This is a genomic window from Thalassobaculum fulvum, from assembly GCF_014652915.1.
Lineage (GTDB): Bacteria > Pseudomonadota > Alphaproteobacteria > Thalassobaculales > Thalassobaculaceae > Thalassobaculum_A > Thalassobaculum_A fulvum.
In genome coordinates this window covers 296,416-321,122 of record NZ_BMZS01000008.1, presented here as the reverse complement: position 1 = coordinate 321,122, position 24,707 = coordinate 296,416, and the positions used below count along the sequence as shown (strand labels likewise).

26 protein-coding genes are annotated in these 24,707 nt (G+C 70.2%); 11 read left to right on the top strand and 15 right to left on the bottom strand.

The features are described 5' to 3' along the window. Positions 1 to 139 precede the first annotated feature (139 nt). The 3 genes from IE246_RS18000 to IE246_RS17990 form a co-directional block, all read right to left on the bottom strand. Entirely contained in the window at positions 140 to 1,438 is a 1,299-nt protein-coding gene (locus tag IE246_RS18000) for an anti-phage deoxyguanosine triphosphatase (RefSeq protein ID WP_189992185.1), read from the bottom strand. After that, positions 1,435 to 2,991 carry an ABC transporter ATP-binding protein gene (locus tag IE246_RS17995; protein WP_189992183.1) on the bottom strand — a complete coding sequence of 519 codons (1,557 nt, stop codon included), beginning with the start codon at positions 2,989 to 2,991 and terminating at the stop codon, positions 1,435 to 1,437. The genes IE246_RS18000 and IE246_RS17995 overlap by 4 nt, the downstream gene beginning before the upstream one ends. Before the next feature lie 177 nt (positions 2,992 to 3,168). Beyond that, positions 3,169 to 4,170, bottom strand: a complete 1,002-nt coding sequence (locus IE246_RS17990; protein ID WP_189992181.1) for a BMP family lipoprotein — start codon at positions 4,168 to 4,170, stop codon at positions 3,169 to 3,171. Positions 4,171 to 4,303: 133 nt separating this feature from the next. On the opposite strand from IE246_RS17990, the gene IE246_RS17985 reads away from it, so the two are divergent. Genes IE246_RS17985 through IE246_RS17975 form a run of 3 tightly spaced genes read left to right on the top strand, consistent with a single transcriptional unit; the run spans position 4,304 to position 6,317 of the window. Next, complete coding sequence (locus IE246_RS17985; protein ID WP_189992179.1) at positions 4,304 to 4,648, top strand: DUF1491 family protein; 345 nt, start codon at positions 4,304 to 4,306, stop codon at positions 4,646 to 4,648. Beyond that, complete coding sequence (locus IE246_RS17980; protein WP_189992177.1) at positions 4,645 to 5,904, top strand: aconitase X; 1,260 nt, start codon at positions 4,645 to 4,647, stop codon at positions 5,902 to 5,904. Before IE246_RS17985 ends, IE246_RS17980 begins: the two co-directional genes overlap by 4 nt. Continuing rightward, positions 5,901 to 6,317: an aconitase X swivel domain-containing protein gene (locus tag IE246_RS17975; protein ID WP_189992175.1), complete on the top strand. Its 417-nt coding sequence runs from the start codon at positions 5,901 to 5,903 to the stop codon at positions 6,315 to 6,317. The genes IE246_RS17980 and IE246_RS17975 overlap by 4 nt, the downstream gene beginning before the upstream one ends. Positions 6,318 to 6,330: 13 nt before the next feature. On the opposite strand, the gene IE246_RS17970 is transcribed toward IE246_RS17975, so the two are convergent. The 4 genes from IE246_RS17970 to IE246_RS17955 all read right to left on the bottom strand — a co-directional run bounded on the left by IE246_RS17970 (position 6,331) and on the right by IE246_RS17955 (position 8,972). Then, positions 6,331 to 6,681: a BrnA antitoxin family protein gene (locus IE246_RS17970; RefSeq protein ID WP_189992173.1), complete on the bottom strand. Its 351-nt coding sequence runs from the start codon at positions 6,679 to 6,681 to the stop codon at positions 6,331 to 6,333. Continuing rightward, on the bottom strand, positions 6,671 to 6,955 hold the full coding sequence (locus IE246_RS17965) for a BrnT family toxin (protein WP_189992171.1): 285 nt from the start codon (positions 6,953 to 6,955) through the stop codon (positions 6,671 to 6,673). The genes IE246_RS17970 and IE246_RS17965 overlap by 11 nt, the downstream gene beginning before the upstream one ends. Positions 6,956 to 7,078: 123 nt before the next feature. Continuing rightward, a complete protein-coding gene (locus tag IE246_RS17960) occupies positions 7,079 to 7,987 on the bottom strand; it encodes an EamA family transporter (protein ID WP_189992169.1) in 909 nt (302 codons plus the stop codon). After that, the gene (locus tag IE246_RS17955; protein ID WP_189992167.1) at positions 7,962 to 8,972 is read right to left on the bottom strand and encodes an NAD-dependent epimerase/dehydratase family protein; all 1,011 of its coding nucleotides are present in this window, start codon (positions 8,970 to 8,972) and stop codon (positions 7,962 to 7,964) included. Before IE246_RS17955 ends, IE246_RS17960 begins: the two co-directional genes overlap by 26 nt. A gap of 149 nt (positions 8,973 to 9,121) precedes the next feature. Here IE246_RS17955 and IE246_RS17950 point away from each other — a divergent pair, with 149 nt between their 5' ends. Further along, complete coding sequence (locus IE246_RS17950; protein WP_189992166.1) at positions 9,122 to 10,282, top strand: alpha/beta fold hydrolase; 1,161 nt, start codon at positions 9,122 to 9,124, stop codon at positions 10,280 to 10,282. Between the two features lie 158 nt (positions 10,283 to 10,440). On the opposite strand, the gene IE246_RS17945 is transcribed toward IE246_RS17950, so the two are convergent. The 3 genes from IE246_RS17945 to IE246_RS17935 form a co-directional block, all read right to left on the bottom strand. Continuing rightward, positions 10,441 to 11,463: an amidohydrolase family protein gene (locus tag IE246_RS17945; protein WP_189992164.1), complete on the bottom strand. Its 1,023-nt coding sequence runs from the start codon at positions 11,461 to 11,463 to the stop codon at positions 10,441 to 10,443. Positions 11,464 to 11,671: 208 nt separating this feature from the next. Continuing rightward, positions 11,672 to 12,166, bottom strand: coding sequence for a peptidylprolyl isomerase (locus IE246_RS17940; protein WP_229837360.1), 495 nt, complete (start codon positions 12,164 to 12,166; stop codon positions 11,672 to 11,674). Between the two features lie 147 nt (positions 12,167 to 12,313). Next, positions 12,314 to 12,760, bottom strand: coding sequence for a metallopeptidase family protein (locus IE246_RS17935; RefSeq protein WP_189992159.1), 447 nt, complete (start codon positions 12,758 to 12,760; stop codon positions 12,314 to 12,316). Positions 12,761 to 12,967: 207 nt separating this feature from the next. Between IE246_RS17935 and IE246_RS17930 the strand changes: the two genes are divergently transcribed. The 3 genes from IE246_RS17930 (at position 12,968) to IE246_RS17920 (ending at position 14,808) form a co-directional block, all read left to right on the top strand. Further along, on the top strand, positions 12,968 to 13,753 hold the full coding sequence (locus tag IE246_RS17930) for a 3-hydroxybutyrate dehydrogenase (RefSeq protein WP_189992157.1): 786 nt from the start codon (positions 12,968 to 12,970) through the stop codon (positions 13,751 to 13,753). 77 nt (positions 13,754 to 13,830) lie between these two features. After that, on the top strand, positions 13,831 to 14,397 hold the full coding sequence (locus tag IE246_RS17925; RefSeq protein WP_189992155.1) for a formyltransferase family protein: 567 nt from the start codon (positions 13,831 to 13,833) through the stop codon (positions 14,395 to 14,397). A 96-nt stretch (positions 14,398 to 14,493) separates the two neighbouring features. Continuing rightward, complete coding sequence (locus IE246_RS17920) at positions 14,494 to 14,808, top strand: 4a-hydroxytetrahydrobiopterin dehydratase (RefSeq protein WP_189992153.1); 315 nt, start codon at positions 14,494 to 14,496, stop codon at positions 14,806 to 14,808. A gap of 159 nt (positions 14,809 to 14,967) precedes the next feature. On the opposite strand, the gene IE246_RS17915 is transcribed toward IE246_RS17920, so the two are convergent. Then, positions 14,968 to 15,729, bottom strand: a complete 762-nt coding sequence (locus IE246_RS17915; RefSeq protein ID WP_189992151.1) for an SDR family NAD(P)-dependent oxidoreductase — start codon at positions 15,727 to 15,729, stop codon at positions 14,968 to 14,970. 151 nt (positions 15,730 to 15,880) lie between these two features. On the opposite strand from IE246_RS17915, the gene IE246_RS17910 reads away from it, so the two are divergent. Continuing rightward, on the top strand, positions 15,881 to 16,321 hold the full coding sequence (locus IE246_RS17910; protein ID WP_229837366.1) for a DUF3429 domain-containing protein: 441 nt from the start codon (positions 15,881 to 15,883) through the stop codon (positions 16,319 to 16,321). A gap of 16 nt (positions 16,322 to 16,337) precedes the next feature. Here IE246_RS17910 and IE246_RS17905 read toward each other — a convergent pair whose 3' ends face one another. From IE246_RS17905 to IE246_RS17890, 4 genes are all read right to left on the bottom strand, one after another. Next, entirely contained in the window at positions 16,338 to 16,853 is a 516-nt protein-coding gene (locus IE246_RS17905) for a PAS domain-containing protein (protein WP_189992147.1), read from the bottom strand. A 163-nt stretch (positions 16,854 to 17,016) separates the two neighbouring features. Then, complete coding sequence (locus IE246_RS17900; protein WP_189992144.1) at positions 17,017 to 18,540, bottom strand: adenylate/guanylate cyclase domain-containing protein; 1,524 nt, start codon at positions 18,538 to 18,540, stop codon at positions 17,017 to 17,019. A 65-nt stretch (positions 18,541 to 18,605) separates the two neighbouring features. Then, positions 18,606 to 19,622 (bottom strand): DMT family transporter, encoded by a 1,017-nt coding sequence (locus tag IE246_RS17895; RefSeq protein WP_189992142.1) that lies wholly within the window; start codon positions 19,620 to 19,622, stop codon positions 18,606 to 18,608. A gap of 249 nt (positions 19,623 to 19,871) precedes the next feature. Then, positions 19,872 to 20,459 carry a hypothetical protein gene (locus IE246_RS17890; RefSeq protein ID WP_189992140.1) on the bottom strand — a complete coding sequence of 196 codons (588 nt, stop codon included), beginning with the start codon at positions 20,457 to 20,459 and terminating at the stop codon, positions 19,872 to 19,874. Between the two features lie 409 nt (positions 20,460 to 20,868). Between IE246_RS17890 and IE246_RS17885 the strand changes: the two genes are divergently transcribed. From IE246_RS17885 to IE246_RS17875, 3 genes are read left to right on the top strand one after another with little or no spacing between them, the layout of a single operon-like run. Further along, entirely contained in the window at positions 20,869 to 22,842 is a 1,974-nt protein-coding gene (locus tag IE246_RS17885; RefSeq protein ID WP_189992138.1) for an acetoacetate--CoA ligase, read from the top strand. A 55-nt stretch (positions 22,843 to 22,897) separates the two neighbouring features. Beyond that, the gene (locus IE246_RS17880; RefSeq protein ID WP_189992136.1) at positions 22,898 to 23,809 is read left to right on the top strand and encodes a diguanylate cyclase; all 912 of its coding nucleotides are present in this window, start codon (positions 22,898 to 22,900) and stop codon (positions 23,807 to 23,809) included. Between the two features lie 45 nt (positions 23,810 to 23,854). Next, positions 23,855 to 24,676 carry an amidohydrolase family protein gene (locus tag IE246_RS17875; RefSeq protein ID WP_189992134.1) on the top strand — a complete coding sequence of 274 codons (822 nt, stop codon included), beginning with the start codon at positions 23,855 to 23,857 and terminating at the stop codon, positions 24,674 to 24,676. The last annotated feature ends 31 nt before the right edge of the window (positions 24,677 to 24,707 follow it).

Sequence of the window (24,707 nt, the reverse complement as noted above, 5' to 3'; positions counted from 1 at the left end):
GTGTGGGTCCCGGCTCTGCGCTGCGCTTCGGCCGGGATGAGGAACAGGATCGTGATCCCCGCCCGCCCTCATCCCGGCCGAAGCGGCGCAGCCGCGTAGAGCCGGGACCCAGCTTGAGCATGCCGCCCTTTCCATCCCCTCACAGCTCATCGGTACTGTTCCCGTAGCCCGGTTCGAACAGCCGGCGCCAGACGCGCTCGGCGTAGGCGTCGGTCATGCCGGCCACGTAGTCGCAGACCCGGCGGCGCACGCTCTCGCTCGGGTCCAGCCCGTCCCAGAACGACCGCGGGATCAGCTCCTCCGGGGCGGTCAGGAACTCGTCGAACATCGCGGCGATCAGCCGGCGGCCCTTGCGGCGCAGCTGCACCACCTCGGCGGTGCGGATCACGTGGCGCCGGGTGAAGTCCATCAGGAAGTCGCACAGCGAGCGGACCTCCGGCGGCAGCGCGGCGTTCCAGCGCAGCAGCGGGTGCGCCAGCCCCTCGATCTCGACCAGGGTCACGTGGGTGACGAAGAAGTTCACCAGGGCGGCGATCGCCTGCTTGCGGTCGTGGCTGTAGGCCGAGAACAGCAGCCGCTGCAGGGTGTCGCGGTCCATCGACAGGCCGAGCCGGGTCAGTGCGTCGAAGTCGAGCCCGTCGTCGTCGGCGTCCAGCGCCGCCTCGAACTGGTCGCGGATCACCATGCGTCGGCCGATCGCGTCCTCCAGGTCGTGGACCGCGTAGGCGATGTCGTCCGCACAGTCCATGATCGAGCAGTCGAACGACTTGAACAGCGGCCGCCCGTCGGCGTCCATCGAGGTGAACCGGTGGCGGTCGTCGTCGGCGAACGGCTCCAGGATCCAGTCGACGGTGTCGCACTCGGTGTCCATGTAGCACTTCGGCGGCCGGTCGACGCCGGGCGGCACGTGGACGCTGGCCGCCGAGTACGGCACCGGGTACTTCAGCACCGCCAGCAGCAGCCGGCGGGTCGGGTTCAGGCCGACCCCCTTTGCCCGGTACTTCTCCAGCCGGGTCAGGACCCGCAGGGTCTGGCCGTTGCCCTCGAAGCCGTCGTCGTCCTTCATCTTGCCGTGGATCGCCACCTCGCCGTCGTGGCCGTAGGGCGGGTGGCCGAGGTCGTGGGCGTGGCAGGTCGCCAGCACCAGCGAGCGGTCCGGCAGCCAGGCCCGGGCCGCCGGGTCGGTCACGGTGCGCGACAGCTTCAGCAGGATGCCCTCGCCGATCTGGCCGACCTCGATCGAGTGGGTCAGGCGGGTGCGGTGGAAATCGCCCTCGCTGGTGCCCATCACCTGGGTCTTGCCCTGCAGCCGGCGGAACGCGGCGGAATGGATCACCCTTCCCTTGTCGCGCTCGAACGGGTTGCGCACGTCGTCGGGGCGCGACGGCTCGGGCTGGCGGCGCTCCTCGAAGCGCTCGGGGCCGGCGGCGGCACTCATGCCCGGATCTCCATCTGCCGGATCTCTTCGAGCGGCACGTTGGCCATCATCAGGCCGAGTGTGCGCTCGTCGGCCTCCGAGGCATCGATGCAGCCGACGATGCGGCCGCCGCACATCACCAGGATCCGGTCGGCCAGGCTCATGATCTCGTCGAGCTCGACCGACACCAGCAGGATCGCCGCTCCGGCGTCGCGCATGGCGACCAGCTGCCGGTGGATGAACTCGATGGCGCCGATGTCGACGCCGCGGGTCGGCTGGCCGACCAGCAGCAGCCTCGGGTCGCCGTCGAGCTCGCGCGCCAGCACCAGCTTCTGCTGGTTGCCGCCGGAGAACAGCGAGCCGCGCAGGTGCGGGTCGGCCGGTCGCACGTCGAAGGCCCGCATCTTGGCGGCGCAGTCCGCGACCACGGCGTCGTAGTCCATCAGCCAGCGGCCGTTGTAGGCCGGGCCGTCGTGGCGACCGAGGATGGCGCTCTCGGCGGCCTCGAACGGCAGCACCATGCCCATGCGGTGGCGGTCCTCGGGCACGTGGCCGACCCCGGCGGCGCGCACGGTGCGGGGATCGGCCGGCCGGTCGCGGGTGATCTCCAGCTCGCCGATGCGGATGCGGCCGGCGGCGATCCGGCGGATGCCGGCGAGCGCCTCCAGCAGCTCGCTCTGGCCGTTGCCGGACACCCCGGCGATCCCGACGATCTCGCCGGCCGCCACCTCGAAGCCGACGCCGTCGACCCGGGCCACGCCGTCGGCATCGACGATCCGCAGGCCGGCGACGTCCAGCACGGGCGCCCCGGCCGAGGCCGGCGCCTTGTCGACCTGGAACAGCACCTTGCGGCCGACCATCAGCTCGGCCAGTTCCTCGCGGCTGGTCTCGGAGGTGGGGCGGTGGGCGACCATCTCGCCGCGCCGCATGACCGAGACGGTGTCGGTGACCGCCAGGATCTCGCGCAGCTTGTGGGTGATCAGGACGACGGTGACGCCCTCGTCCCTGAGGGCGCGCAGGATCTCGAACAGCCGGTCGGTCTCCTGCGGCGTCAGCACGCCGGTCGGCTCGTCGAGGATCAGGATGCGGGCGCCGCGGTACAGCGCCTTCAGGATCTCGACCCGCTGCTGCAGGCCGACCGGCAGCTCGCCGACCAGGGCGTCGGCCGCGACCTCCAGGCCGTAGTCGCGCTCCAGCCGCTCCAGCTCGGCCCGCGCGGTCGCCCGGCCCGCGGCCAGCAGGGCCGAGCCCTCGGCCCCCAGCATCACGTTCTCCAGCACCGTGAAGGTCGGGACCAGCATGAAGTGCTGGTGCACCATGCCGATGCCGGCGGCGATCGCGTCCGAGGCGTCGCGGATCGCGACCGGCCGGCCACCGACCCTGATCTCGCCGGCATCGGCCTCGTAGAAGCCGTACAGGATGCTCATCAGGGTCGACTTGCCGGCGCCGTTCTCGCCGACGATGCCGTGGATGGTGCCGGCGGCGACAGTCAGCGACACGTCGTTGTTGGCGTGCACCGGGCCGAACCGCTTGTCGATCCCGATCAGCTCGATGGCCGGTGGAGTGCGCGTCATCGCGATGCGTCGATGCGGCGGGTGGGTTCCGGATCAAGTCCGGAATGACGACAGGGAGGGAGGCGGTGGCGGACGCCATCACCCCCCGCGGCCGTCATCCCGGACCGTCCCGCCACCGGCGGGACGGATCCGGGACCCACGGGCCCACGAGGTGTCATCGGCAGTCCGCCACCCGCCTCACATCGGGCAGGAATTGTCGGCCATGTAGTCGTGCACCTTGATCGAGCCGTCGACGATGCCGGCCTTGGCCTTCTCGACCGCCGCCTTCATGGCGTCGGTGATCAGCGCCTTGTTGTGCTCGTCGAGCGCCCAGTCGATACCGCCCTCGGCGACGCCCAGCACCTGGAAGCCGGTGGTGAACTCGCCGTTCTTGGCGTCCATGAAGGCCTTGTAGGCGGCCACGTCGACCCGCTTCAGCATCGAGGTCAGCATGGTGCCCGGGTGCAGGTAGTTCTGGTTGCTGTCGACGCCGATCGCCAGCTTGCCGCTGTCGGCGGCGGCCTGGTAGACGCCGATGCCGGTGCCGCCGGCGGCCGCGTAGACCACGTCGGCGCCGCGGTCGAACTGGCTGCGGGCCAGCTCGCCGCCCTTGGTCGGGTCGTTCCAGGCCGACGGCGTGGTGCCGGTCATGTTCTGGAACACCTCGGCGTTCGGGTTGGCGTGCTTGACGCCCTGGACGTAGCCGCAGGCGAACCGGCGGATCAGTGGGATGTCCATGCCGCCGACGAAGCCGACCTTGCCGGTCTTCGAGGCCATCGCCGCCAGGATGCCGACCAGGAACGAGCCTTCCTGCTCCTTGAACACGATCGAGCGCACGTTCGGCAGCTCGACCACGCCGTCGATGATCGCGAACCGGGTCTTCGGATGCTCCTTGGCGACCTTCTCGATCGCCGGCGCCTGGGCGAAGCCGACGCCGAGCACCGGGTCGGCGCCGCGGCTGGCCATGCGGGCGATCGCCTGCTCGCGCTGGGTTTCGTTGGTGACCTCGAATTCCCGGTACTTGATGCCGGTCTCTTTCGCGAACTTCTCGACGCCGTTGTAGACGCCCTCGTTGAAGCTCTTGTCGAACTTGCCGCCCATGTCGAACACGACGGCCGGATTGATGTCGGCGGCGGAGGCGATGCCGGCGGTCGCCAACAGCGACAGCGCGAGGGCAGTGCCAAGGACTCGCTTGCTCATGATGGTCCCCGTTCAGAAGCTCTTGGTTTGTCCGCCACCCGGGCGGTTTAACGGTTAATCTAGGGCAAACCGCGACCCGTTCCCAGCGCGGAACGTATGGCGGGAAAGGCATTTCCGGGACTGGAGCTGGACCATGACGGAGGCGCGCCTGAAGGCGCAGGTGATCGTGCAGTCGGCGATCCGCCGGGCGTCAATGCGCGGCATCGCCGCGACCGTGGCGCGCCGCGGCGACCCCGACGCCGGCGCGGTATACGTGAAGGTGAACAGGGGGCCGGAGATCGGTTGCACGGTGCTGGCCCCGACCCGCGACTACGAGCGCGAGGTCACGTTCTGGCGGCGCGTGACCGGCGACGGCCCGGTGCCGGAGGCCGACGCCGACGCCTTCATCGAGCGCGAACGCCGCATCGACCCGGACCTCTGGGTGCTGGAGATCGAGGACCGCGAGGGGTGGCACCCGTTCGGGGAGGATGCCGAATGACCGTAGAACTGTCCGACCGCGACCGGGCGATGCTCGCCGGAGCCGAGGGTGAGGCCGCGCGCTTCGCCATGAACCTGATGGTCCGGTTCGCCGAGGCGGTCGAGGCGCCGTCGCTGGTCGACGCCGAGTGCGCCCATATCGACGGTTGCCTGTACCACGGCCAGGCCAGCCTGGACTTCGTCGAGCACCTGCTGGCGTTCGGCGGCCGGGTGCGGGTACCGACGACCTTGAATGTCGGCTCGGTCGACCTGATCCATCCGGAGCTGTTCATCGGCGACCCCGGGCTCGGCTCGGCCGGCGCCCGGCTGATGCGCGCGCACGAGGAGATGGGCTGCATCCCGAGCTTCACCTGCGCGCCGTACCAGACCATCCACCGGCCGCGCTTCGGGGCGCAGATCGGCTGGGCCGAGTCCAACGCCATCGTGTTCGCCAACTCGGTGATCGGCGCCCGCACCGAGCGCTACGGCGACTTCATCGACCTGTGCTGCGCCGTCACCGGCCGGGTGCCGTATTACGGCCTGCACCTGACCGAGAACCGCCGGGCGACGGTGGTGGTCGAGGTCGAGGGCCTGCCGCCGGAATGGGACGCTGCCGGGCCGGTCTGTGTCGCCGTCGGCCACGTGATCGGCCGGCGCTGCGGCGACCGGATCGCGGCGATCGTCGGGCTGCCGGCGACCACCACCGAGGACGACCTGAAGGCGCTGGGCGCGGTCGGGGCCTCGGCCGGCTCGGTGGCGCTGTTCCACGCGGTCGGCCTGACGCCCGAGGCGCCGACCCTGGAGGCGGCGCTGCAGGGCGGCCGGCCGGAGGAGACGATCCGCCTGACCGCCGACGACCTGCGGCGGACCGTCCGCGGGCTCTCGACGGTGCCGGAGGGCACGAGGCTGTCGGCGGTCAGCCTCGGCACCCCGCACTTCTCGCTCGCCGAGTTCGAGCGGCTGATGCCGCTGCTCGACGGGCTGTTGTCGGGTGGAGGGCGACCGGCGGTCGACCTGTACGTGAACACCGGCCGCGAGGTGATGGAGGAGGTTCGGGCGCGCGGCTGGGAGGACCGGCTGAACGCGGCTGGCGTCACCGTGGTGCTCGACACCTGCACCTACCTGACGGCGATCATGCGGGACCTCAGTGGGGCGGTGATGACCAACTCCGGCAAGATGGCCTACTACGCGCCCGGCAACCTGGACATCGAGATCGCCTTCGGGTCGCTGGCCGATTGCGTGGCGTCGGCGCGGGCCGGCAAGGTGGTGCTGTCATGAGGGCGATCACGCTGGTGCCGGGAACGGCCGAGGGCGAGGTATTCGTGATGGCCGAGCCGCTCAGCTTCTGGGGCGGGCTCGACCCCGCGACCGGCGCGATCATCGACCGCTGGCACCCGCAGTGCGGGACGGTGCTGACCGGCAAGGTGGTGGTGATGGAGCGCGGCCGGGGCTCCAGCTCCGGCAGCTCGGTGCTGGCCGAGGCGATCCGCGCCGGTACTGCGCCGGCCGCCATCGTGATGCTGACCCGCGACGCCATCGTCACCCTCGGCGCCCTGGTCGGGCGCGAGCTGTACGGCAAGGACTGCCCCGTGGTGATGGCGGCGGCGGCCGACTGGCCGGCGCTGACGGCGGCCGGGCGGCTGACGGTGGCGGCGGGCGCGGAGCCGGCGGAGATTGAGATCGGCCTGTAACCAGCGCGACCGATCAGCGTCGGCCGGACGTGCCGGCGACGGCGTCCCGGGTCGGCGTGAGCGACAGGCCGAACTCGGGATCGTGCTGTTGCACGTAGAGCCGCAGCGCGAGGTTGAGTCGGGTCTGATATCCCTTTTCGGTCGCGGAGCGCCCATCGATCTGGTGCCTTTTGAACCAATCGACCAGATCGGCGTCGAGCTTCAGTGTCAACTGCTGCTTGATCGGACGGTAGAGCGCGCCACGGATTGCGTGAGAGAAATCCCGAACTTCAGGCACGTCGGTCGTGTCGATCCGATCGTCCGGCAGGTCGCCTAGCGCGTCCAGAGCGTCCTGTTCCTCTTCAGTCAGTCTTCTACCCGCCATCTTCGTACCGCTTCCTTTCGTGTGACGTGGCGGGGCGCACGCTGATGATGCGGCCCACGGCCTCCTCACGGTCCCCGTCGTCTGGCCATGTGTGGACCACCACGACCGTCCTGCCGCCGACTGCGCAGATGCTGATCCAGCGGTCGCCATCCGGGTGCGGGTCAGGGACGCTTATCGCCAGCGGGTCATTCAGCCCGACTTCGCCCATGCTCAACGGGAGCCCGTGCTTTGCTCGATTGCGGCGGTCCTTCGTGTCGTCCCAAGTCCACTGCACGAGTAATTACGAAACGGTAGTTACTGACAGTGTGAGCGTCAATGGCTCGCCATGCCTAACGAAGGATTTGACGTGAAATCGGATGACGGGTGCCTCGGCCCGTGATCTGGCAGGGCCTTGCCGCTACCGCCGCCTGCCGGCCAGCTGCATCAGCAGGATGCCGCCGATCACCATGGCGCCGCCGGCGAACTGCGATGCGGTCATGGCCTCGCCGAACAGCAGGAAGGCGGCGGCGATCGAGGCGACCGGCTGCAGGTTGTTGATGATCGCGCTGGTCTCGGCGCCGATCCGCGGGATCGAGGCGAAGTACAGCGGAATCGAGCAGCCCTGCAGCAGGATCACCGCCCCGGCGCCGATCCAGCCGAGGGTCGTCGCCGGCAGGGTGATTCCGGTGATCGACGGCACCGCGACGCTGAGTGCGACGGCGGCGGTCAGCGCCATGTGGAACATCACCACCAGCGGGTCGCGGCCCTTCATCACCCGGCTGGTCCAGGTGATCTGGATGCCGGCGGCGGTTCCGGCGCCGAGGCCGAGCGCCACGCCGATCGGGTCCAGGCTCTCGAAGCCGACCCCGAGCATGACGGCGAGGCCGCCGAACGCGATCAGGAAGGCGGTGATCCGCAGCAGGCCCGGCCAGCGCCGGTCGAGGATCGCGGTGAACACCGCCACCAGCGGCGGGTAGACGAAGAACAGCAGGGCCGCCACCCCGACCGGGATGAACTTCACCGCCCCGATGTTGCCGAAGAACATGTAGCCCAGCAGGGTTCCGAGCCCGAGGCAGTGCAGCCAGGTCCGGCGGTCGACCCGCAGGCCGCGGCCCGAGGCCGTGCACCACAGCCCGACCAGCAGCACCACAAACCAGGCCCGCACGGTCGCCACCGACTGGCCGTCGGTGCCGCCCTCGAAGGCGATGCGGGCGACCGCGACGGCCAGCCCGAGGCCGATCGACGAGGCGAAGGCCAGGGCGAATCCGAAGGTCCGGTAGCTGCGGTCGGACGCCGCCGTGTCAGCGGGTCGGCCAGAAGTCGCCATAGGCGTCCAGCCAGCCGACGAAGTCCTTCATGGTGGCGTCGAGGTCGTCGGGCAGCCGGTGTCCGGCCTCCTCGGCGAGCCGGTCGGGCTTCATCGGCAGCCGGTCCTTGTCGCCGTACAGGTCGACGGTCGGGGCCTCGCCGGGGCCGGCCAGGCGGTACTCGAAGGCCGGGAACCGCCGCTTCAGGGCGGCGCACAGCTGCAGCACGCTGACCTGCCGGGCCGAGGTGACGTTGAAGATGTCGCTCTTCAGCCGCTCCTTCGGTGCCGCCATCAGCGCCTGCAGGGCGCCGGCGACGTGCCGCGAGTAGGTCCAGTCGAGCTGGTCCTCGCGGGCGAAGATCGCGGGCCTGCCGGCGCGGGCCAGCAGGGCCGCCTGCATGGGCGCCGACAGGGTGTCGCGGGCCCCGGAGTCGATCTCCCAGGCGCCGTAGATCGTCGACAGCCGAACCGACACCGCGTCCAGCCCGGTCAGCTCGGCATAGCGCCGGACCAGCCGCTCGGAACCGAACTTGGTCATGCCGTAGATCTTGAACGGCTCCTCGCGGGTGCCGTACTCGTCGAGCGGGCCGTCCCAGCCGGTATCGCCGAACGCGCCGGTGCCGTAGGCCGCGCCCGACGAGATGTTGATCAGCCGGCGCACCCCGGCCTTGTGGGCGGCCTTGAGGGTCTGGGCGAGGCCGACCAGGTTGACCTCGATGACGCTCTCCGGCGCGTCGCGCTCGCGGTCGGCCCCGGAGGTGACGGCGGCACCGTAGAGCACCGCGTCGACCTGGTGGTCGGCGACCGCCCGGCGGATCGGCTCCTCCTTGCGGATGTCGCCGATCACCATGGTGCAGCGCCCGGGCAGGGCGTCGAAGGCGCGCCGCGCCACCGGGTTCAGGTCGTTGCGGTCGAACAGCACCACGTCGGTGCCGTCGGTCAGGTAGCGCTCGGCAGTCGCGAGGCCGATGAACCCGCAGCCGCCGGCAATCAGGACCTTCATCGCTTCCCCCTATGCCGGAACGGTTCCGGCCATCCCCGTGGATAGCGCGAAACTGCGCCGGCGGCCAGGGGAGGGCCGCCAGGAGGGCTGTCGGCGGCGGCATGCCGGCGCTAGGCTCGCCCGGGAACGCCGGACCCGAGGAGGAACGCATGCCCGCAATCGGCCCCCTGTCGCCGGAACTGCTGCCGCCGGGCGTGCGCGCCCGCTTCGTCGACAACGGCAACGGCCTGTCCATGCACGTGCTGGAGGCCGGCCACGAATCCGGCGACCGGCCGCTGGTCCTGCTGCTGCACGGCTTCCCGGAGATCGCCTACTCCTGGCGCTATGTCATTCCGGCCCTGGCCGCCGCCGGCTGGCACGTGGTGGCGCCCGACCAGCGCGGCTACGGTCGGACCACCGGCTGGACGGCCGGCTACGACGACGACCTGGCGCCTTTCTTCATGCTGAACCTGGTGCGCGACATCCTCGGCCTGGTGGCGGCGCTCGGTCATCGCGAGACCGCGGTGGTCGGCCACGACTACGGCTCGCCGGTGGCCGCGGCCTGCGCGCTGGTGCGTCCGGACGTGTTCCGCTCGGTGGTGATCATGAGCGCGCCGTTCGGCGGCACGCCGCCGCTGCTGCCCGACCCGAAGGCGGCGCCGGGCACTGCGGCCGGGCTGTCGAACCCGGACCTGACCCGCGACCTGGCGGCCCTGGCGCGGCCGCGCAAGCACTATCAGTGGTACTACTCGACCCGGCCGGCCGACGCCGACATGCGGAACTGCCCGGAAGGCATCCACGCCTTCCTGCGCGCCTACTTCCACATGAAGAGCGCCGACTGGACCGCCAACCAGCCGCACCGGCTCGAGGCCTGGAGGGCCGACGAGATCGCCAGGCTGCCGACCTACTACGTCATGGACCTCGAGGCGGACATGCCGGCGACGGTGCGCCCGGAAATGCCGTCGGCCGAGGCGATCGCCGGCTGCCGCTGGCTGCCGGACGAGGCGCTGGCGGTCTATGCCGAGGAGTACGGCCGGATCGGCTTCCAGGGCGGGCTGCAGTGGTACCGGGTGGTCACCGGCGGCCACTGGGGGCGGGAGCTCAAGACCTTCGCCGGCCGCACCATCGACGTGCCGTCGGCGTTCATCGCCGGCGCCAGCGACTGGGGCATCTACCAGAAGCCCGGCGACTTCGAGCGCATGCAGAACGGCGCCATGACCGATTTGCGCGGGGTGCACGTCCTGGACGGCGCCGGCCACTGGGTGCAGCAGGAGCAGGCGGACAAGGTCTCGGGGCTGCTGGTCGACTTCCTGGCGGAAACGCGGGGCTGACGCGGCGGCGAGGCGGCGGTTGGGTTCCGGCTCGGCCCCGCCGGGGCGGCGTGTCCGTCCGGAATGACGAACTGGAAGAAGCGCCCCCCCTCTCCTCGTCATTCCGGAGCGAACCGCCGAAGGCGGGACGCATCCGGAACCCAAGAAGCGACGGGCGCCTACAGCCGGTACACCCGCGCCGCGGTGTCGTGGAACATCGCCGCCCGCTCGCTCGCCGAGTAGCTCTTGGACAGGATCTTGAAGCTGTTCCACACCACCGTGTAGCTGCAGCTCAGCTTGTCGACCGGGAAGTTCGACTCGAACATGCAGCGGTCCGGGCTGAAGCGCTCGATGGCGTACTCGTACCAGCGCCGCGTCGCGTCGGCGAGCTCCTGGCTCGACGGCGCCTTCGGCCGGCTCTCCCAGCCGTAGCCGTTCACCTTCATGTTCACGCCGCCGAGCTTGACCACCACGTTCGGCAGCGCGGCGATGGCGTCGATCCTGCCGCGCCAGTCGGCGAACACCTCGTCGGCCTTGCCGGCGTACGGGCCGACGCCGATCGGCCCGCCCAGGTGGTTGAGGATGAAGGTGGTGTCCGGGAACGCCCGCGCGAGGTCGGCCGCCTCCGGGATCTGGGTGTGGTAGCACAGCATGTCGAAGGTCAGGCCTCGGGCCGCCAGCTGCTTCATGCCGGCCCGGAAGTCGTCGCGTCCGAACATTCCCTCCGGCGGGTTGGTGCGGTGGTTGCGGACCTCGGGGCTGGGGTGCCAGAACGCGCCCTCGCGGATGCCCTTGACCCGCCCCTGGCCGGCCTCGATCTGGGCGTCCAGCACGGCGGCCACCCGGTCGCCCAGCATCAGCTCGGCGGTGGCGACGATGCCGGCGGCGATCCGGGCCGGACCGTAGTGCCCTGAGGCCGCCATCGCCGCCTGACCGCCGGCGAACACCGTCTCGTTGACGCAGCGCAGCTCCTCCGGCCCGTCGGCGGCGAACAGCGTGCCGCACTCGATGAACACCGAGGACACGACGTTGTGGCCGCCCGACAGGTCGTCCAGCATCTCGTCGAGGAAGTAGCGCTCCTGCACGTCGCCCTGGCGGAAGTCCCACAGGTGGTGGTGCGGGTCGCAGATCGGGAGGTCGGGCTCCAGCGCCGTCTCCGGCGCGGTCTGCAGCCAGTCGTGGTTGGTCGAGCGTGTGGTCATCGCATCCTCCCGCCTGTCCGGGCGCGGCGTCGGGCCGGCTCCGTTGGTCGCGCATAGTGCCGCAGCGAACGGCGGGGCGCAGCGCCCGCGGGCGCACTGCAGCGTTGCCCGTTGGGCAACCGAGCGTCGGACGGTGTCGGTGGGGGAGAATACAGTCCGGGCCGCCGCAGGGTTGCCGCGGCGGCCCGGGGAAAGCCGGGCGGGCGGCTTACTTCGCGTCCGCGGCGACCTGCATCTTGACGATGTGGTCGGGGTCGCGCGGCGGCTCGCCGCGCTTGATGCCGTCGACCAGCTCCATGCCGTCGGTGACCTGGCCCCAGACGGTGTACTGGCCGTTCAGGAAGCTGCAGTCCTTGAAGCAGATGAAGAACTGGCTGTTGGCCGAGTTCGGGTTCTGGGTGCGGGCCATGCCGATGGTGCCGCGGCCGTAGTTGGCGTCCGAGAACTCGGCCGGCAGGTCCGGCTTGTCGGAACCGCCGCGGCCGGTGCCGGTCGGGTCGCCGGACTGGGCCATGAAGCCCTCGATCACCCGGTGGAACACGATGCCGTCGTAGAAGCCCTCGCGGGCGAGTTCCTTGATCCGGGCGACGTGCTTCGGCGCCAGGTCCGGGCGCAGCTCGATGGTCACGCGGCCGGATTCGAGGTCCATGTAGAGGGTGTTTTCCGGATCCGCCGCCGCGGCCCCGCTGGTGTCCGTTGTCATGATCGCTCCGATGATGCTTGCGACGATCGCCAATCGGCGCATCGGCGTGTCTCCCTGACTGGTGGCTGCAATGGGCTTGCCCCCGTTAGCGGGGCACCATAGCCGAGCCGGTCGTCGTGGCAAGCGTGCGGCGCTGTCGGCCGCAGCCTACGCCCGCCCCACCGGGGCGTTCGACTCGTCCTCCTCGGCCTGGCGCTCCAGCTCCTCCATCTCGTCGTCGGAGTAGCCGTAGTGGTGGCCGATCTCGTGGATCAGCACGTGCCGGACCACGTGGTACAGGTCCTCGCCGGTCTCCACCCAGTAGTCGAGGATCGGCCGGCGATACAGGAAGATGCGGTCCAGGTCGGCCGGGGTCTCGCCGGTCGAGCGGTGGCCGAGCGGAACGCCCTGGTACAGCCCCAGCAGGTCGAACGGGGTCTCCAGGTCCATGGCCTCGCAGGTTTCCTCGTCGGGGAACTCCTCGACCAGGATCGCCAGGCCGGCGATCGGTTTCAGCAGCTGTTCCGGGACGCTGGACAGCGCGTCCTCGGCCAGCGCCGCCAGGTGATCGGCGGTCGGGGCCAGGATGTCGGGTCGGGCGGATTGCGCGCACATGCGCGCAGCTATAGCCCCTTACGCGGCTGCGGGAAAGGGACGCACGCCAAACGCCCGGATGTGGGTCCGCCGACGACCGTGCGCCGGCCCGCGGCATTTCCCGCCGCCGGGCTTGTGCCGGCGCTCGACAGGCCGGCATGGTGCGGTGCAACGTAGCCAGCGAGGGCCCGCCACGCCGCGGGCGCGACGCAACGGGAAGGAAAAGTCATGAGCCTCAAGGGCAAGGCCGCCATCGTCACCGGCTCGACCAGCGGCATCGGCCAGGGCATCGCCGAGGCCCTGGCCGCCGCCGGCGCCGACGTCATGCTGAATGGCTTCGGCGACGCCGACGCGGTCGAGCGGCAACGCGCCGGACTGGAGCGCGACCACGGGGTGAAGGCCGTCTTCTCGGCCGCCGACATGTCGAAGCCGGACCAGATCAAGGCGATGGTCGCCGACGCCGAGGCGGCGTTCGGCAAGGTCGACATCCTGGTCAACAACGCCGGCATCCAGACGGTGGCGGCGGTCGAGGAGTTCCCGGACGACCGCTGGGAGCTGATCCAGGCGATCAACCTGTCGTCCAACTTCTACGCCATCAAGGCGGCGATGCCGGGCATGAAGGCCCGCAACTGGGGCCGGATCGTCAACATCGCCTCGGCGCACGGCCTGGTCGCCTCGCCCTACAAGGTCGCCTACGTCGCCGCCAAGCACGGCGTGGTCGGGCTGACCAAGGTGGTGGCGCTGGAGACCGCGCAGATGAACATCACCTGCAACGCGATCTGCCCGGGCTTCGTGAAGACCCCGCTGGTCGAGGGCCAGATCGGCGAGCAGGCCCGGGCGAACGACATGACCGAGGAACAGGTGGTCAGGGACGTGATCCTGGCCAGCCAGCCGTCCAAGCGGTTCGTCGGCATCGACGAGCTGGGGGCGCTGACCGTGTTCCTGTGCGGCGACCAGGCGTCGTCGATCACCGGCACCTCGCTCTCGGTCGACGGCGGCTGGACCGCGCGATGACGGCGCCGACCCGGCCGACGGGCATTCCTGTAGGCCGCGGGTGACGATCGAGGGGCGATGATCGAGGAGGCGCGAGCGTGGCACGGCCGATCCTGCTGCTGAGCGACATGGTGTCGGGCGCGGCGCTGGCCGACATGATCGAGGCCGCTGACCCCGGCCGCGAGGTGGCGGTAGTCACCTCGCGGCAGGCGCTCGATGGGGTGTTCCGGGAGGCCGGCCCCCAGCGGCCGGTCGAGGCGCGGCTGATCGGGTTCTTCACCGGGGTGCTGGTGCCGCGCCGCTATCTCGCGGCGTTGCGCCCGGCGCCGATGAACTTCCATCCCGGCACCCCCGACTACCCCGGCAAGCACGCCCTGGCGTTCGCGCTGCACGACCGCGCGCCCGAGTTCGGGGTGACCGCGCACGTCATGGTCCCGCGGGTCGATTCCGGGCCGATCGTCGCGGTGTCGCGGTTCGCGGTTCCGGCCGGCAGCCCCGAGGCCTGGCTGCGCTACCGCACGTTCCGGTCCGGGTTCGCGCTGTTCCGCCGCCTGCTGCCGGCGCTGCTGGGGCCGGACGATCCGCCGGTCCTGCCCGACGCCGGTTGGAGCGACCGCGACTGCTCGGAGCGGGCCTTTCAGGACCTGAAGGCGTCCGCCGGATAGGCGCGCCGGTACAATTCGTTGCACGGCCCGGTGAGCGGTGGTTGCGAAGCCTCCGCGCAGATGTGACCCTCGGTAGCCGACCCAGGGGAGACCGCCATGACCGAGAAGCTGACCCCGGAAGCCCGCGCCGCCGCCCTGGCGCGCCTGGACGGCTGGACCGAGGACACCGAGCGCGACGCGATCACCAAGACCTTCTGGTTCGACGGCTTCGACGCCGCCTTCGGCTTCATGACCCGGGTGGCGATCAAGGCCGAGTCGATGGTCCACCACCCGGAGTGGTCGAACGTCTACGGCCGGGTCGACGTGACCATGACGACCCACAGCGCCGGCGGCCTGACCGCGCTCGACGTCGAGCTGGCCGAATTCATGGACCGGGCCGCCGCCGGTACCGGCCGCGCCGACATGGGGTGAGCGGGTAGGGCGGTCGGGAGCCGCGCCACAGGTCCCGGCTCGCGCTTCGCTTGGCCGGGATGAGGAAGGAGGGGGAGCGCTCTCCCACCTTCCTCATCCCGGCCGGAGCGGCGAAGCGGCGGAGAGCCGGGACCCACGCTCCGGCCTGCGGTGGACGTGTCAGCGCGCGCCCATGCGGATGGCACCGTCGAGCCGGATGGTCTCGCCGTTCAGCATCGGGTTGTCGACGATGCTGAGCACCAGCCGGGCATACTCGTCCGGGGTGCCGAAGCGCGACGGGAACGGCACCTGGGCGGCCAGGCTGTCCTGCACCTCCTGCGGCATGCCGAGCAGCATCGGCGTCCCGAACAGGCCCGGCGCGATGGTGCAGACCCGGATGCCGGTGCGCGCGAACTCGCGGGCCGCGACGATGGTCAGCGAATGCACCGCGCCCTTGGAGGCGGCGTAGGCGGCCTGGCCGATCTGGCCCTCGAACGCCGCCACGCTGGCGGTCGACACGATCACCCCGCGCTGGCCCTCGGCGTCAGGCTCGAGCCCGGCCATGTCGGCGGCGGCCAGCCGGATCAGGTTGAAGGTGCCGATCAGGTTGATGTCGATGACCCGGCGGAAGTTCTCCAGCGGCATCGGCCCGGTCTTGCCGACGATCCGCTCGGCCGGGGCGATGCCGGCGCAGTTCACCAGGATCCGCGCCGCGCCGTGCGCCTCGCGGGCCCGGGCGACCGCCGCCTCGGCGGAGTCCGCGGAGGTGACGTCGCAGGCCAGGGCCAGGCCGCCGATCTCGTCCGCGACCGCCTGCGCGCCGGCCTCGTTGACGTCCAGCACCGTGACCTTGGCGCCGCGCGCCGCCAGCGCCCGCGCGGTTCCGGCGCCGAGACCGCCGCCACCGCCGGTGACCAGTGCCGCCTGTCCCTGCAGATCCATGCCCGTTCCCTCTCGCTCGCGATCCCGCCGGACCGGCCCGCCGACCGGTGCCGGCTTGTGCGCTCTTGTCGCATGGCCGTTTCCCGGCTGTCGCGGGCGTGATAGCAGATCGCGCGCCGATGCACGAGGAAGGAGACTGGGCGTGGGCCGGATGCACGAGACGCCGTCGGCCGCGGCGGTGCTGACCGGGCTGGGCGTGGTGCCGTTCGCCGCCGGGGCGGCCGGCTTCTGGCTGCTGCCGCCGGAGTGGGGGGCGCACGCGCTCGACGCCCAGGTGTTCTACGCGGTCGCCGTGCTGGCCTTCCTTGGGGCCGTGCACTGGGGCGTGGCGGTCGCCGACGGACCGGACGCGGATCGTCTCTGGAGCCGCCTCGGCTGGGGGGTGGTGCCGGCGCTGATCGGCTGGGTCGCGGCCCTGATGACCGCCGCGTGGGCCCTGACCCTGCTGATAGTGGGGTTCGGCGCCGCCTATCTGGCCGACCGCCGGGCCTGCGACCGGGGCGACCTGCCGGACTGGTATCTCGGGCTGCGCCGGCGCGCGACCGCCCTGGTGCTGCTGTCCCTCGGGGCGTCGCTGCTGCGTGTGGTGTGAGCGGCGGGGGGCGAGCCTAGGCCAGGCTGCGCGGGACCGCGATGCACAGCAGCATGTCGACCGTCCGCCCGTCGCGCGCCATCGGGAACAGGCCGCGATGGATGGTGACCATGCCGATCACGTCGTTCGGGACCGTGGCGATCCAGTAGGTCGGTGCCGCGTTCTCGACGGTCAGGTCGAAGGTGTCCAGCACGAACGGCGCGTCGACCCGGTTGAACACGGCGCTGGCGAGCTCGCCGGTGGCGTCGCGCCCGACCAGGCCGACGTTGCCGGTGCCGACCAGCCGGTAGCGATAGTCCAGCGGCGCGCCGTCGCGCCGGACGACGTCCATCAGGAAGACCCAGGGCATCACCTGAGGGTCGATGTCCAGGGGGTCGAGGTGCTGCCGGCCGGGCAGCAGCGCCCGGGTCGGGGCGATCGATCGCCAGTAGTCGTGCAGCTGCAGGACCGGCGAGCCCGCCGGCAGCGAGTCGATGTCGACGGGGTCGGCGCTGAGAAGCTGGAATTCGGCGTATTTCTTGGCGGCGGCCATTGCCTTCCTCCAGGCGAGACCCCGTTCGGCCGGTCGTTCGCGCGCCGGCAAGGACGGCAGGATACGCCTCTCTCCGCCGATCACCAAGGACCGCCGCCGGGGGATCGCCGCCGGGGGATCGCCGCCGGGGGATCGTGCCGGGAGGTCGGGAGATGTCCGGCGGTCACCGGTAGCGGGCCAGCACCCGCGGCTCGGCGAAGCCCTTCAGGGTGGCGGCGCCGCAATCCTGGAACCGCCGGAACGCCGGATTGTCGGGGTCGACGACGGTGGCGCAGAGCCGGGCCTCGTTCGGCCCGGCGGAGCCGGCCACCCGGGCCGCCAGCTGCACGGTGCTGCCGAAGAAATCGTCGCCCTTGTGGATCGCCTCGCCGAAGTGCCCGCCGCACCGGATCCGGTAGACCGGCACCTCCGGGCGCTGCACGAACCCCTTCATGGTGTCGATGATCGAGGTCATGCAGCCGGCCATGGCCTGGGCGCTGCCGAAGCACAGCATCAGCCCGTCGCCCAGATGCTTGACCTTGCGGCCGCCGAACTTGCGGGCGATGCCCTCGACCATGGCGTCGTGGTGATCAACGACCGCCTGCGCCAGGGTGTCGCCCAGCTCGCCGGTCAGCGCGGTGGAATCGACGATGTCGGTGAACAGGATGCCGACCTTGACCCGGCCGCCGAGCCGCTGCTCGAGCGCGTCGTAGACCCCGAACGCCTCGCCGAACTCGCGGTTCAGGTTCTGCAGGTCGGTCTCCCGGTAGTAGCGGAAGCAGCGCGAGCCGGCGCGGATCCAGGTCGCCGACTCCGCCTCCTTCAGGTACCGCTCGAGCGCCTCCAGGAAGTGGTTGACGGTGTCGACCAGCTCGAGGAACCGGCTGAGGCAGGCGTGCACCACGGTCTTGCCGCGCTCGGAGAAGATGTCGATGTGCTCCTCGATCGAGAACAGCACGCCGATGCTGAACAGGCTGATGCCCTGGACGAAGCGCGGGTTGTTGCGGGCCGGCTGCGCGCTTTCGAGGCCGTCGAGGGCGTCGACGAAGTTGTGGAACTCGCGGACGATCGCGTCGGAGACGAAGAGGTCGACGGTCGGCATGCCGGCCTCGTCGGCGTAGACCGGCAGGTCGCCGCGCCGGCCGACCGGCTGCGGCGGCGGCGGCAGGGCGAGCGCGCCACCGCCGGCCGCGGCCTGGGCGGCCGCATCCCGGATCGGCGTGAACAGGAAGCCGAGCAGGTCGGTGATCGAGAACCGCGACCCGGGGCGAGCGGCCTGCTGCGCGGGCGGGGCGCGACGCGGCGCAGGGCCCGTAGGCCGGCCTGCCCTCGGACTCCTGCCCGCGTCCGAAAACCTGCCCCTCTCGGACGTCCTGCCCGTGTCCGGAAGCCTGCCGGTGGCGGCCGCGTCGGCGGCGGCCTGCTTCGCCGCAGCACGCCCGGCGGGATCGGCGCCGCCGCGCGCCGGACGCTCGGGGGCGCCGGCCGGGGGAACGGCCGATCGCAGGCCCAGGGTCCGGGTGCGGAAGAAGCCCTGGGCGTCGACCCGCTCCTCGGTCAGCCGGGCGGCCGTCGCGCCGTTCTCCAGCCGCAGGCGGTCGAGACTGCGCTTGGCCTCGGCCTGGTCGTCCGGGCCGAATCGTTCGACCGTCTGCCAGGGATTCTGCCCCTGGCGGATTTGCACCTCGTATCCGACGATTTCGGCCACGTTTCGCGACGCCTCCCCACGCGTCGTGCCCACCGCGGGGGTGGACCCGGCTGTGAACGCTCAGACTACTCCGCCGGCTCGCCTTTCGCGACAGGCGCGATCGGCGCGGGTGTCGTGGCGGGTTGCGCCGGCTGCCGCGCCAATGCCGCCTCGCGCCGGGCGATGTACAGGGTGGCGGCGACGATCAACCCGGCCCCCGCCAGGGTCTGCGGGCTCGGCACGTCGCCGAACACCAGGTAGCCGAGCGCGCCGGCGAACAGCAGGCGGCAGTAGTCGAACGGCGCCACCGCGGTCGCCTCGCCGGCCCGGTAGCCGCGGATGCCGCAGTTCTGGGCGACCGTGCCGATCGCGGCGATCAGGAACATCAGGCCCAGTTCCGCGAGCGTCGGGGTCTGCCAGACCATGATCGCCGGCCCGGCCGACGCGACCGTCGAGACCAGGCCGAAGCTGAACAGGATGCTGAGCGGGGATTCGGTCCGGCTCAGCTTCTTGATCACCACCGACACGGTCGCCACGCAGAGCGTGCCGAACAGGGCGATCGCCATCGGCAGGGCCTGGCTCTGGCCGGCCGGTCCGACCATCACCAGCACGCCGACGAAGCCGACCCCGGTCGCGGTCCAGCGCCGCCAGCGCACCTGCTCGCCGAGGAACAGCACCGCCAGCACGATCATGAACAGGGTGTTGGCGAAGCCGATCGCGGTGGCGTCGGCCAGCGGCAGGTGGGTGACCGCGTAGAAGCCGCAGAACATCGCGGTGGTACCCAGCAGGCCGCGCCACAGGTGCATCAGCGGCCGCTCGGTGCGGAACGCCGCCGGCCCGGCGCCCAGCATGAACGGCAGGATCACCGCCAGCCCGAGGGCGCAGCGGAAGAAGCTGATCTGCAGGCTGTCGAGCCGGGCGCCGACCGTCTTGATCAGCGCCCCCATGACCGTGAACAGGCAGGCCGCCAGCATGATCCACACCGCGCCGCGGACGTTGCCGGGCAGCACCAGCCAGCGCGCCTCGGCGGCGTCGAGGGCGGTGCGCAGGGTGGCGGCGGGGCGGCGGAGGACCCCGGACGGGGCCGCTGGCGTGTCGGGCATGATCGCCGAGCCTACGCCGGTTTCGCGGTGCAGCAAGCATCCTCGACGCATGGCCGCCCTGCGTCGGCCTTGCGCCGGCCGGCGGGGACGGCTCGGCCTTCCCGGACGCCATTGCGATTCCGGGTGGGATGGCCACGGTATTTTCAGATCACGGTCCGATTTGGCCGAGGCCTTAGTGCATGCGCTCAGCGGCGATGACGGCCTTCAATTCGGTGCACTGTCGCCGTGATTCTGTTTCGTTCTAATTGGCTATCTTCTTGTTTTGGAATTGAGAAAGTCTGTGAATTTCTTGAAAACGGGTTCGCTAATGGATTTTCGGAAATCGAGAGTTGAAACATCGCCACCTAATTCTTCATTCTTTACCGCAGCAATGCGAATTTCGATGTTTGCAAGTGCACCTAGGGTGTGAATTATACATACATCTAAATTCTTTTCAGATATGTGCTTCCATACGCCAAGGTACACGGCAAGTCCATCGATTGTCTCGTTATTTGATTGAGGATTGACTGTGCCGATGACATCGTATTCACAGTTCGCGATTTGGGATTTGGGATCGATATACTGCATTCTGGGTTGAAAGATAACGGCGGCACCTCCGGATACAGACCGGTCGACTGTTCTCATGTGAATTCTGTCGAACAAATTGCGAACCTTTGGCGCGACATATCTATTTCGATCCTGTTTGGTTCTAATGTTTTCTTCGATGACGTCAATCAGTAGCAGGGGTGTGAAAGAATCTATAGCATCATTAAAGGTAATCTTATTATCAAGTAATAATGAATCTTGATCGCCGAGGTTGTTGAATTTATCGATCCAAGCGCCGACCCGATATTTCATTGGAGGGGGGCGTCGAGCTGTTGATGGCGACGTGAACGGGCAAATTAAATGTCGCGATATATCGGTTAAAAAGCCGAAGGTCGCGATAATCTTCGGAATATGCGTGTGAGGTCGCGAGGGTCGCGACCAAGAATAGTAGCAATGACATGAGTCTCAGCATGAGGATGGCCCCGAGTGCCGCCGGTGGTTGCGATGCGAAAGTGGGTGTTTAGTCTACTTGTGCATGCTCATTCCCAGGCCACCATGGTTGCTCAGGTCAAGACAAGGGCACAAGGGATTGGAAGGTAGGACCGAGGCGGACGGCCAGCCGCAACCCGGACGAACCGCGTCGGCGTTGCGCGGTCCGGTAGGCCGGCTGTAAGAACCGGGGCAGGCGTGAGACCCTACGGCTTCGAGTTGGGAGGACAGCATGACCGACGAGGCGATCAAGCTCTGGGAACCGTCCGAGGATCGGCGACGGGCGACCCAGATCGCCGCCTTCATGGATGCCGTGAACGCACGCTTCCACACCGAGATCAGCGACTACGACGCGCTCTGGCGCTGGTCGGTCGACAACCGCGAGGACTTCTGGGAGCAGGTCTGGGACTTCGGCGGGGTGATCGGCGACAAGGGCACAGGTGAGGGCGGCGCACGGCGCCTGGCCGACGGCGACGCCATGCCGGGTGCGAAGTTCTTCCCCGACGCCCGGGTGAACTTCGCCGAGAACCTGCTGCGCCGCGACGGCGACGGCGACGCCATGGTGTTCTGGGGCGAGGACAAGGTGAAGCGGCGGCTGAGCTGGGCCGAGGTCCGGGCATCCGTCGCCCGCCTCGCCGCCGCCCTGAAGGCCGACGGCGTCGGCCCGGGCGACCGGGTCGCGGCCTACATGCCGAACATGCCGGAGACCGTCGTCGGCATGCTGGCGGCCACCTCGCTGGGGGCGGTGTGGTCGTCCTGCTCGCCGGACTTCGGCATCCAGGGCGTGCTCGACCGCTTCGGCCAGATCGAGCCGACCGTGCTGATCGCGGTCGAGGGCTACTACTACGCCGGCAAGAGCCTGGACATCCGAGACAAGGTGACGGCGGTCGCCGCCCAGCTTCCCACGGTGAAGCGCGTCGTGGTCGTCCCCTACGTCAACGAGGCGCCGGACATCTCGGGCATCGAGAAGGCGACGCTGTGGGCCGACTACCTGGGCGGCGGCCCGGTGCCAGACCTCGAGTTCACGCGGATGCCGTTCAACGACCCGCTCTACATCATGTTCTCGTCGGGCACGACCGGCGTGCCGAAGTGCATCGTCCACGGCATCGGCGGCACCCTGCTGCAGCACCTCAAGGAGCACAAGCTGCAGACCGACGTGCGGCCGGGCGACCGGGCGTTCTACTTCACCACCTGCGGCTGGATGATGTGGAACTGGCTGGTCTCCGGCCTGGCGGCCGAGGCGACCCTGCTGCTGTACGACGGCTCGCCGTTCCACCCGGACGGCAACATCCTGTTCGACTACGCCGACGCCGAGGGCATGACCCTGTTCGGCACCTCGGCCAAGTACATCGACGCCCTGAACAAGGGCGGCATGGACCCGAAGTCGACCCACGATCTCTCGACCGTCCGGACCATGACCTCGACGGGCTCGCCGCTGGTGCCCGAGGGCTTCGACTACGTGTACGAGCACATCAAGGAGGACATCCAGCTGGCCTCGATCTCCGGCGGCACCGACATCGTGTCGTGCTTCGTGCTCGGCAACCCGATCGGGCCGGTGTGGCGCGGCGAGATCCAGAAGCGCGGCCTCGGCATGGCGGTCGAGGTCTGGAACGAGGCGGGCCAGGCCGTCGTCGGGGAGAAGGGCGAGCTGGTTTGCACCAAGGCGTTTCCGTGCATGCCGATCTACTTCTGGAACGATCCCGACGGCGCCAAGTTCAGGGCAGCGTATTTCGAGACCTGGCCCGGCGTGTGGTGCCACGGCGACTACGTCGAGCTGACGCCGCGCGGCGGCATGGTGATCTACGGCCGGTCGGACGCGGTGCTGAACCCGGGCGGCGTGCGCATCGGCACCGCCGAGATCTACCGTCAGGTCGAGCAGCTGCCGGAGGTGCTGGAGTCGCTGGTGATCGGCCAGGACTGGCAGGGCGACGTGCGGGTCGTGCTGTTCGTGCGGCTGGCCGAGGGCGTGACCCTCGACGACGACCTGGTGGCGAAGATCAAGCAGCGCATCCGCACCGGCGCCACGCCGCGCCACGTGCCGGCCAAGGTGCTGGCGGTCGGCGACATCCCGCGCACCAAGTCCGGCAAGATCGTCGAGCTGGCGGTCCGCAACGTGGTGCACGGCCGGCCGGTCAAGAACGTCGAGGCGCTGGCCAACCCGGAGGCGCTGGACGAGTACCGGGACCGGGTCGAGCTGGCGGGGTGATGCGGGTGCGGCGGGAGGGGATGCGGCGGGGCCCGGCAGGCACGCGGAGCCGGCGATGACCGCCGGCAACGCCGCCTCCCATCGCCACAATTACGACCGCCTGGTGGCGGCGATCGAGCGGGCGCGGGCCGAGGTCGACGACCGGCTGGCCCGCTTCCACCGCTCGGCGATATCCAAGGTGCGGCCGGACCCGGACCTGCTGAAGCTCGGCGCCCACGGCGAGAGCGCGTTCGGCCTGTGGTACGAGCAGCGCAAGGAGACGCCGCCGGTCGACCAGCCGGCCTTCGGCACCCTGGTGGCGCTGCACGAGGCGCTGCTGAACCACATCGCGCTGCTGGCCGGCCGGGCCTGGAAGGACGCCAAGGTCCCGGTCGAGGAGTACGACGCCCTGCTCGACAAGGTCCGGGCGTTCGACGAGCTGGCCGGCCGGCTGGTGCGGGCGTTCCAGGCGGCGATCAGCGACATCGACCCGCTGACCGGTGCCCAGACCCGCCAGGTCATGCTGCGCGACCTCAAGCGCGAGATGCAGCGGGCCCGGCGCTCCGGCACGCCGGGCTGCCTGGCGCTGGCCGACGTCGACCGCTTCAAGTCGATCAACGACGGCTACGGCCATGCCGCCGGCGACATCGTGCTGTCGGCGGTCGCCGGGCTGCTGATCGAGAGCCTGCGGCCCTACGACTCGGTGTACCGCTACGGCGGCGAGGAGTTCCTGCTGTGCCTGCCTGACACCGGGCCGGAGGAGGCGCGGCGGGTGCTGGAGCGGGTGCGCGAGCGGGTCGCCGGCCAGCCGATCGGGCTCGGCGACGGCCGCGAGCTCGCCGTCACGGTGTCGTTCGGCCTGACCCTGATGACGCCGCGCCGGCCGCTCGAGGAGCTGATCGAGCGCGCCGACAAGGCGCTGTACGCCGCCAAGCAGAACGGCCGCAACCGGGTCGAGGTGTGGCGGCCGGAGGCCAAGGGGGCGTAGGGCGGCGATCGGCTTCGGGGCCGGGCCGCGGCGGAGGAGAGACCGTTGGAGATCGTCGACGCTCAGATCCACGTCTGGGGGACCGGGCTGCCGAGCAACATGGCGCACTGGCAGGTGACGTCGTTCGGCGCGGCCGAGGCCGTCGCGATGATGGACGAGGCCGGGGTCGACGCCGCGGTGATCCACCCGCCGTCCTGGGACCCGACCTCGACCGGGCTGGCGGTCGACGCCGTCCGGACCTGGCCCGGCCGTTTCGCGATCATCGGCGCCGTCGACCTGGGCCGGCCGGACGAGAGCCGGGCGGCCATGGCACGCTGGCGCGAGCGAACAGGCATGCTCGGCCTGCGCTGCATGTTCCTGGAGGGCGAGAACCGCCGGAGACTGCACGACGGCGAGCTGGAGTGGTTCTGGGACGCCGCCGAGCGGTTCGGCCTTCCGGTGACGACCCTGGCGACCGGATCGTTCGAGGTGCTGGGGGAGGTCGCCGCCCGGCATCCCGGCCTGCGGCTCAGCATCGACCATCTCGGCGGCAGGGGCGGCAACACGACGCTCAAGGACGCCGCCGCGATGACCCACATCCCGGACCTGCTGAAGCTGGCCAGGCTGCCGAACGTCGCAGTGAAGGCGACCGGCGTGCCGGGCTACTCCGGCGAGGCCTATCCGTTTCCGGCGATGCACACATACCTCCGGCAGGTGTTCGACGCGTTCGGCCCCGACCGGGTGTTCTGGGGCACCGACATCTCCAAGATGCCGTGCTCCTGGCGGCAGTGCGTGACCATGTTCACCGAGGAACTGCCCTGGCTCGCCGGTGACGACCTGACCCGGGTCATGGGACGCGCGGTCCGGGCCTGGTGGGGCTGGTCTTGATCCTGATCAACGTCCGGGGCTGAACGGGCCT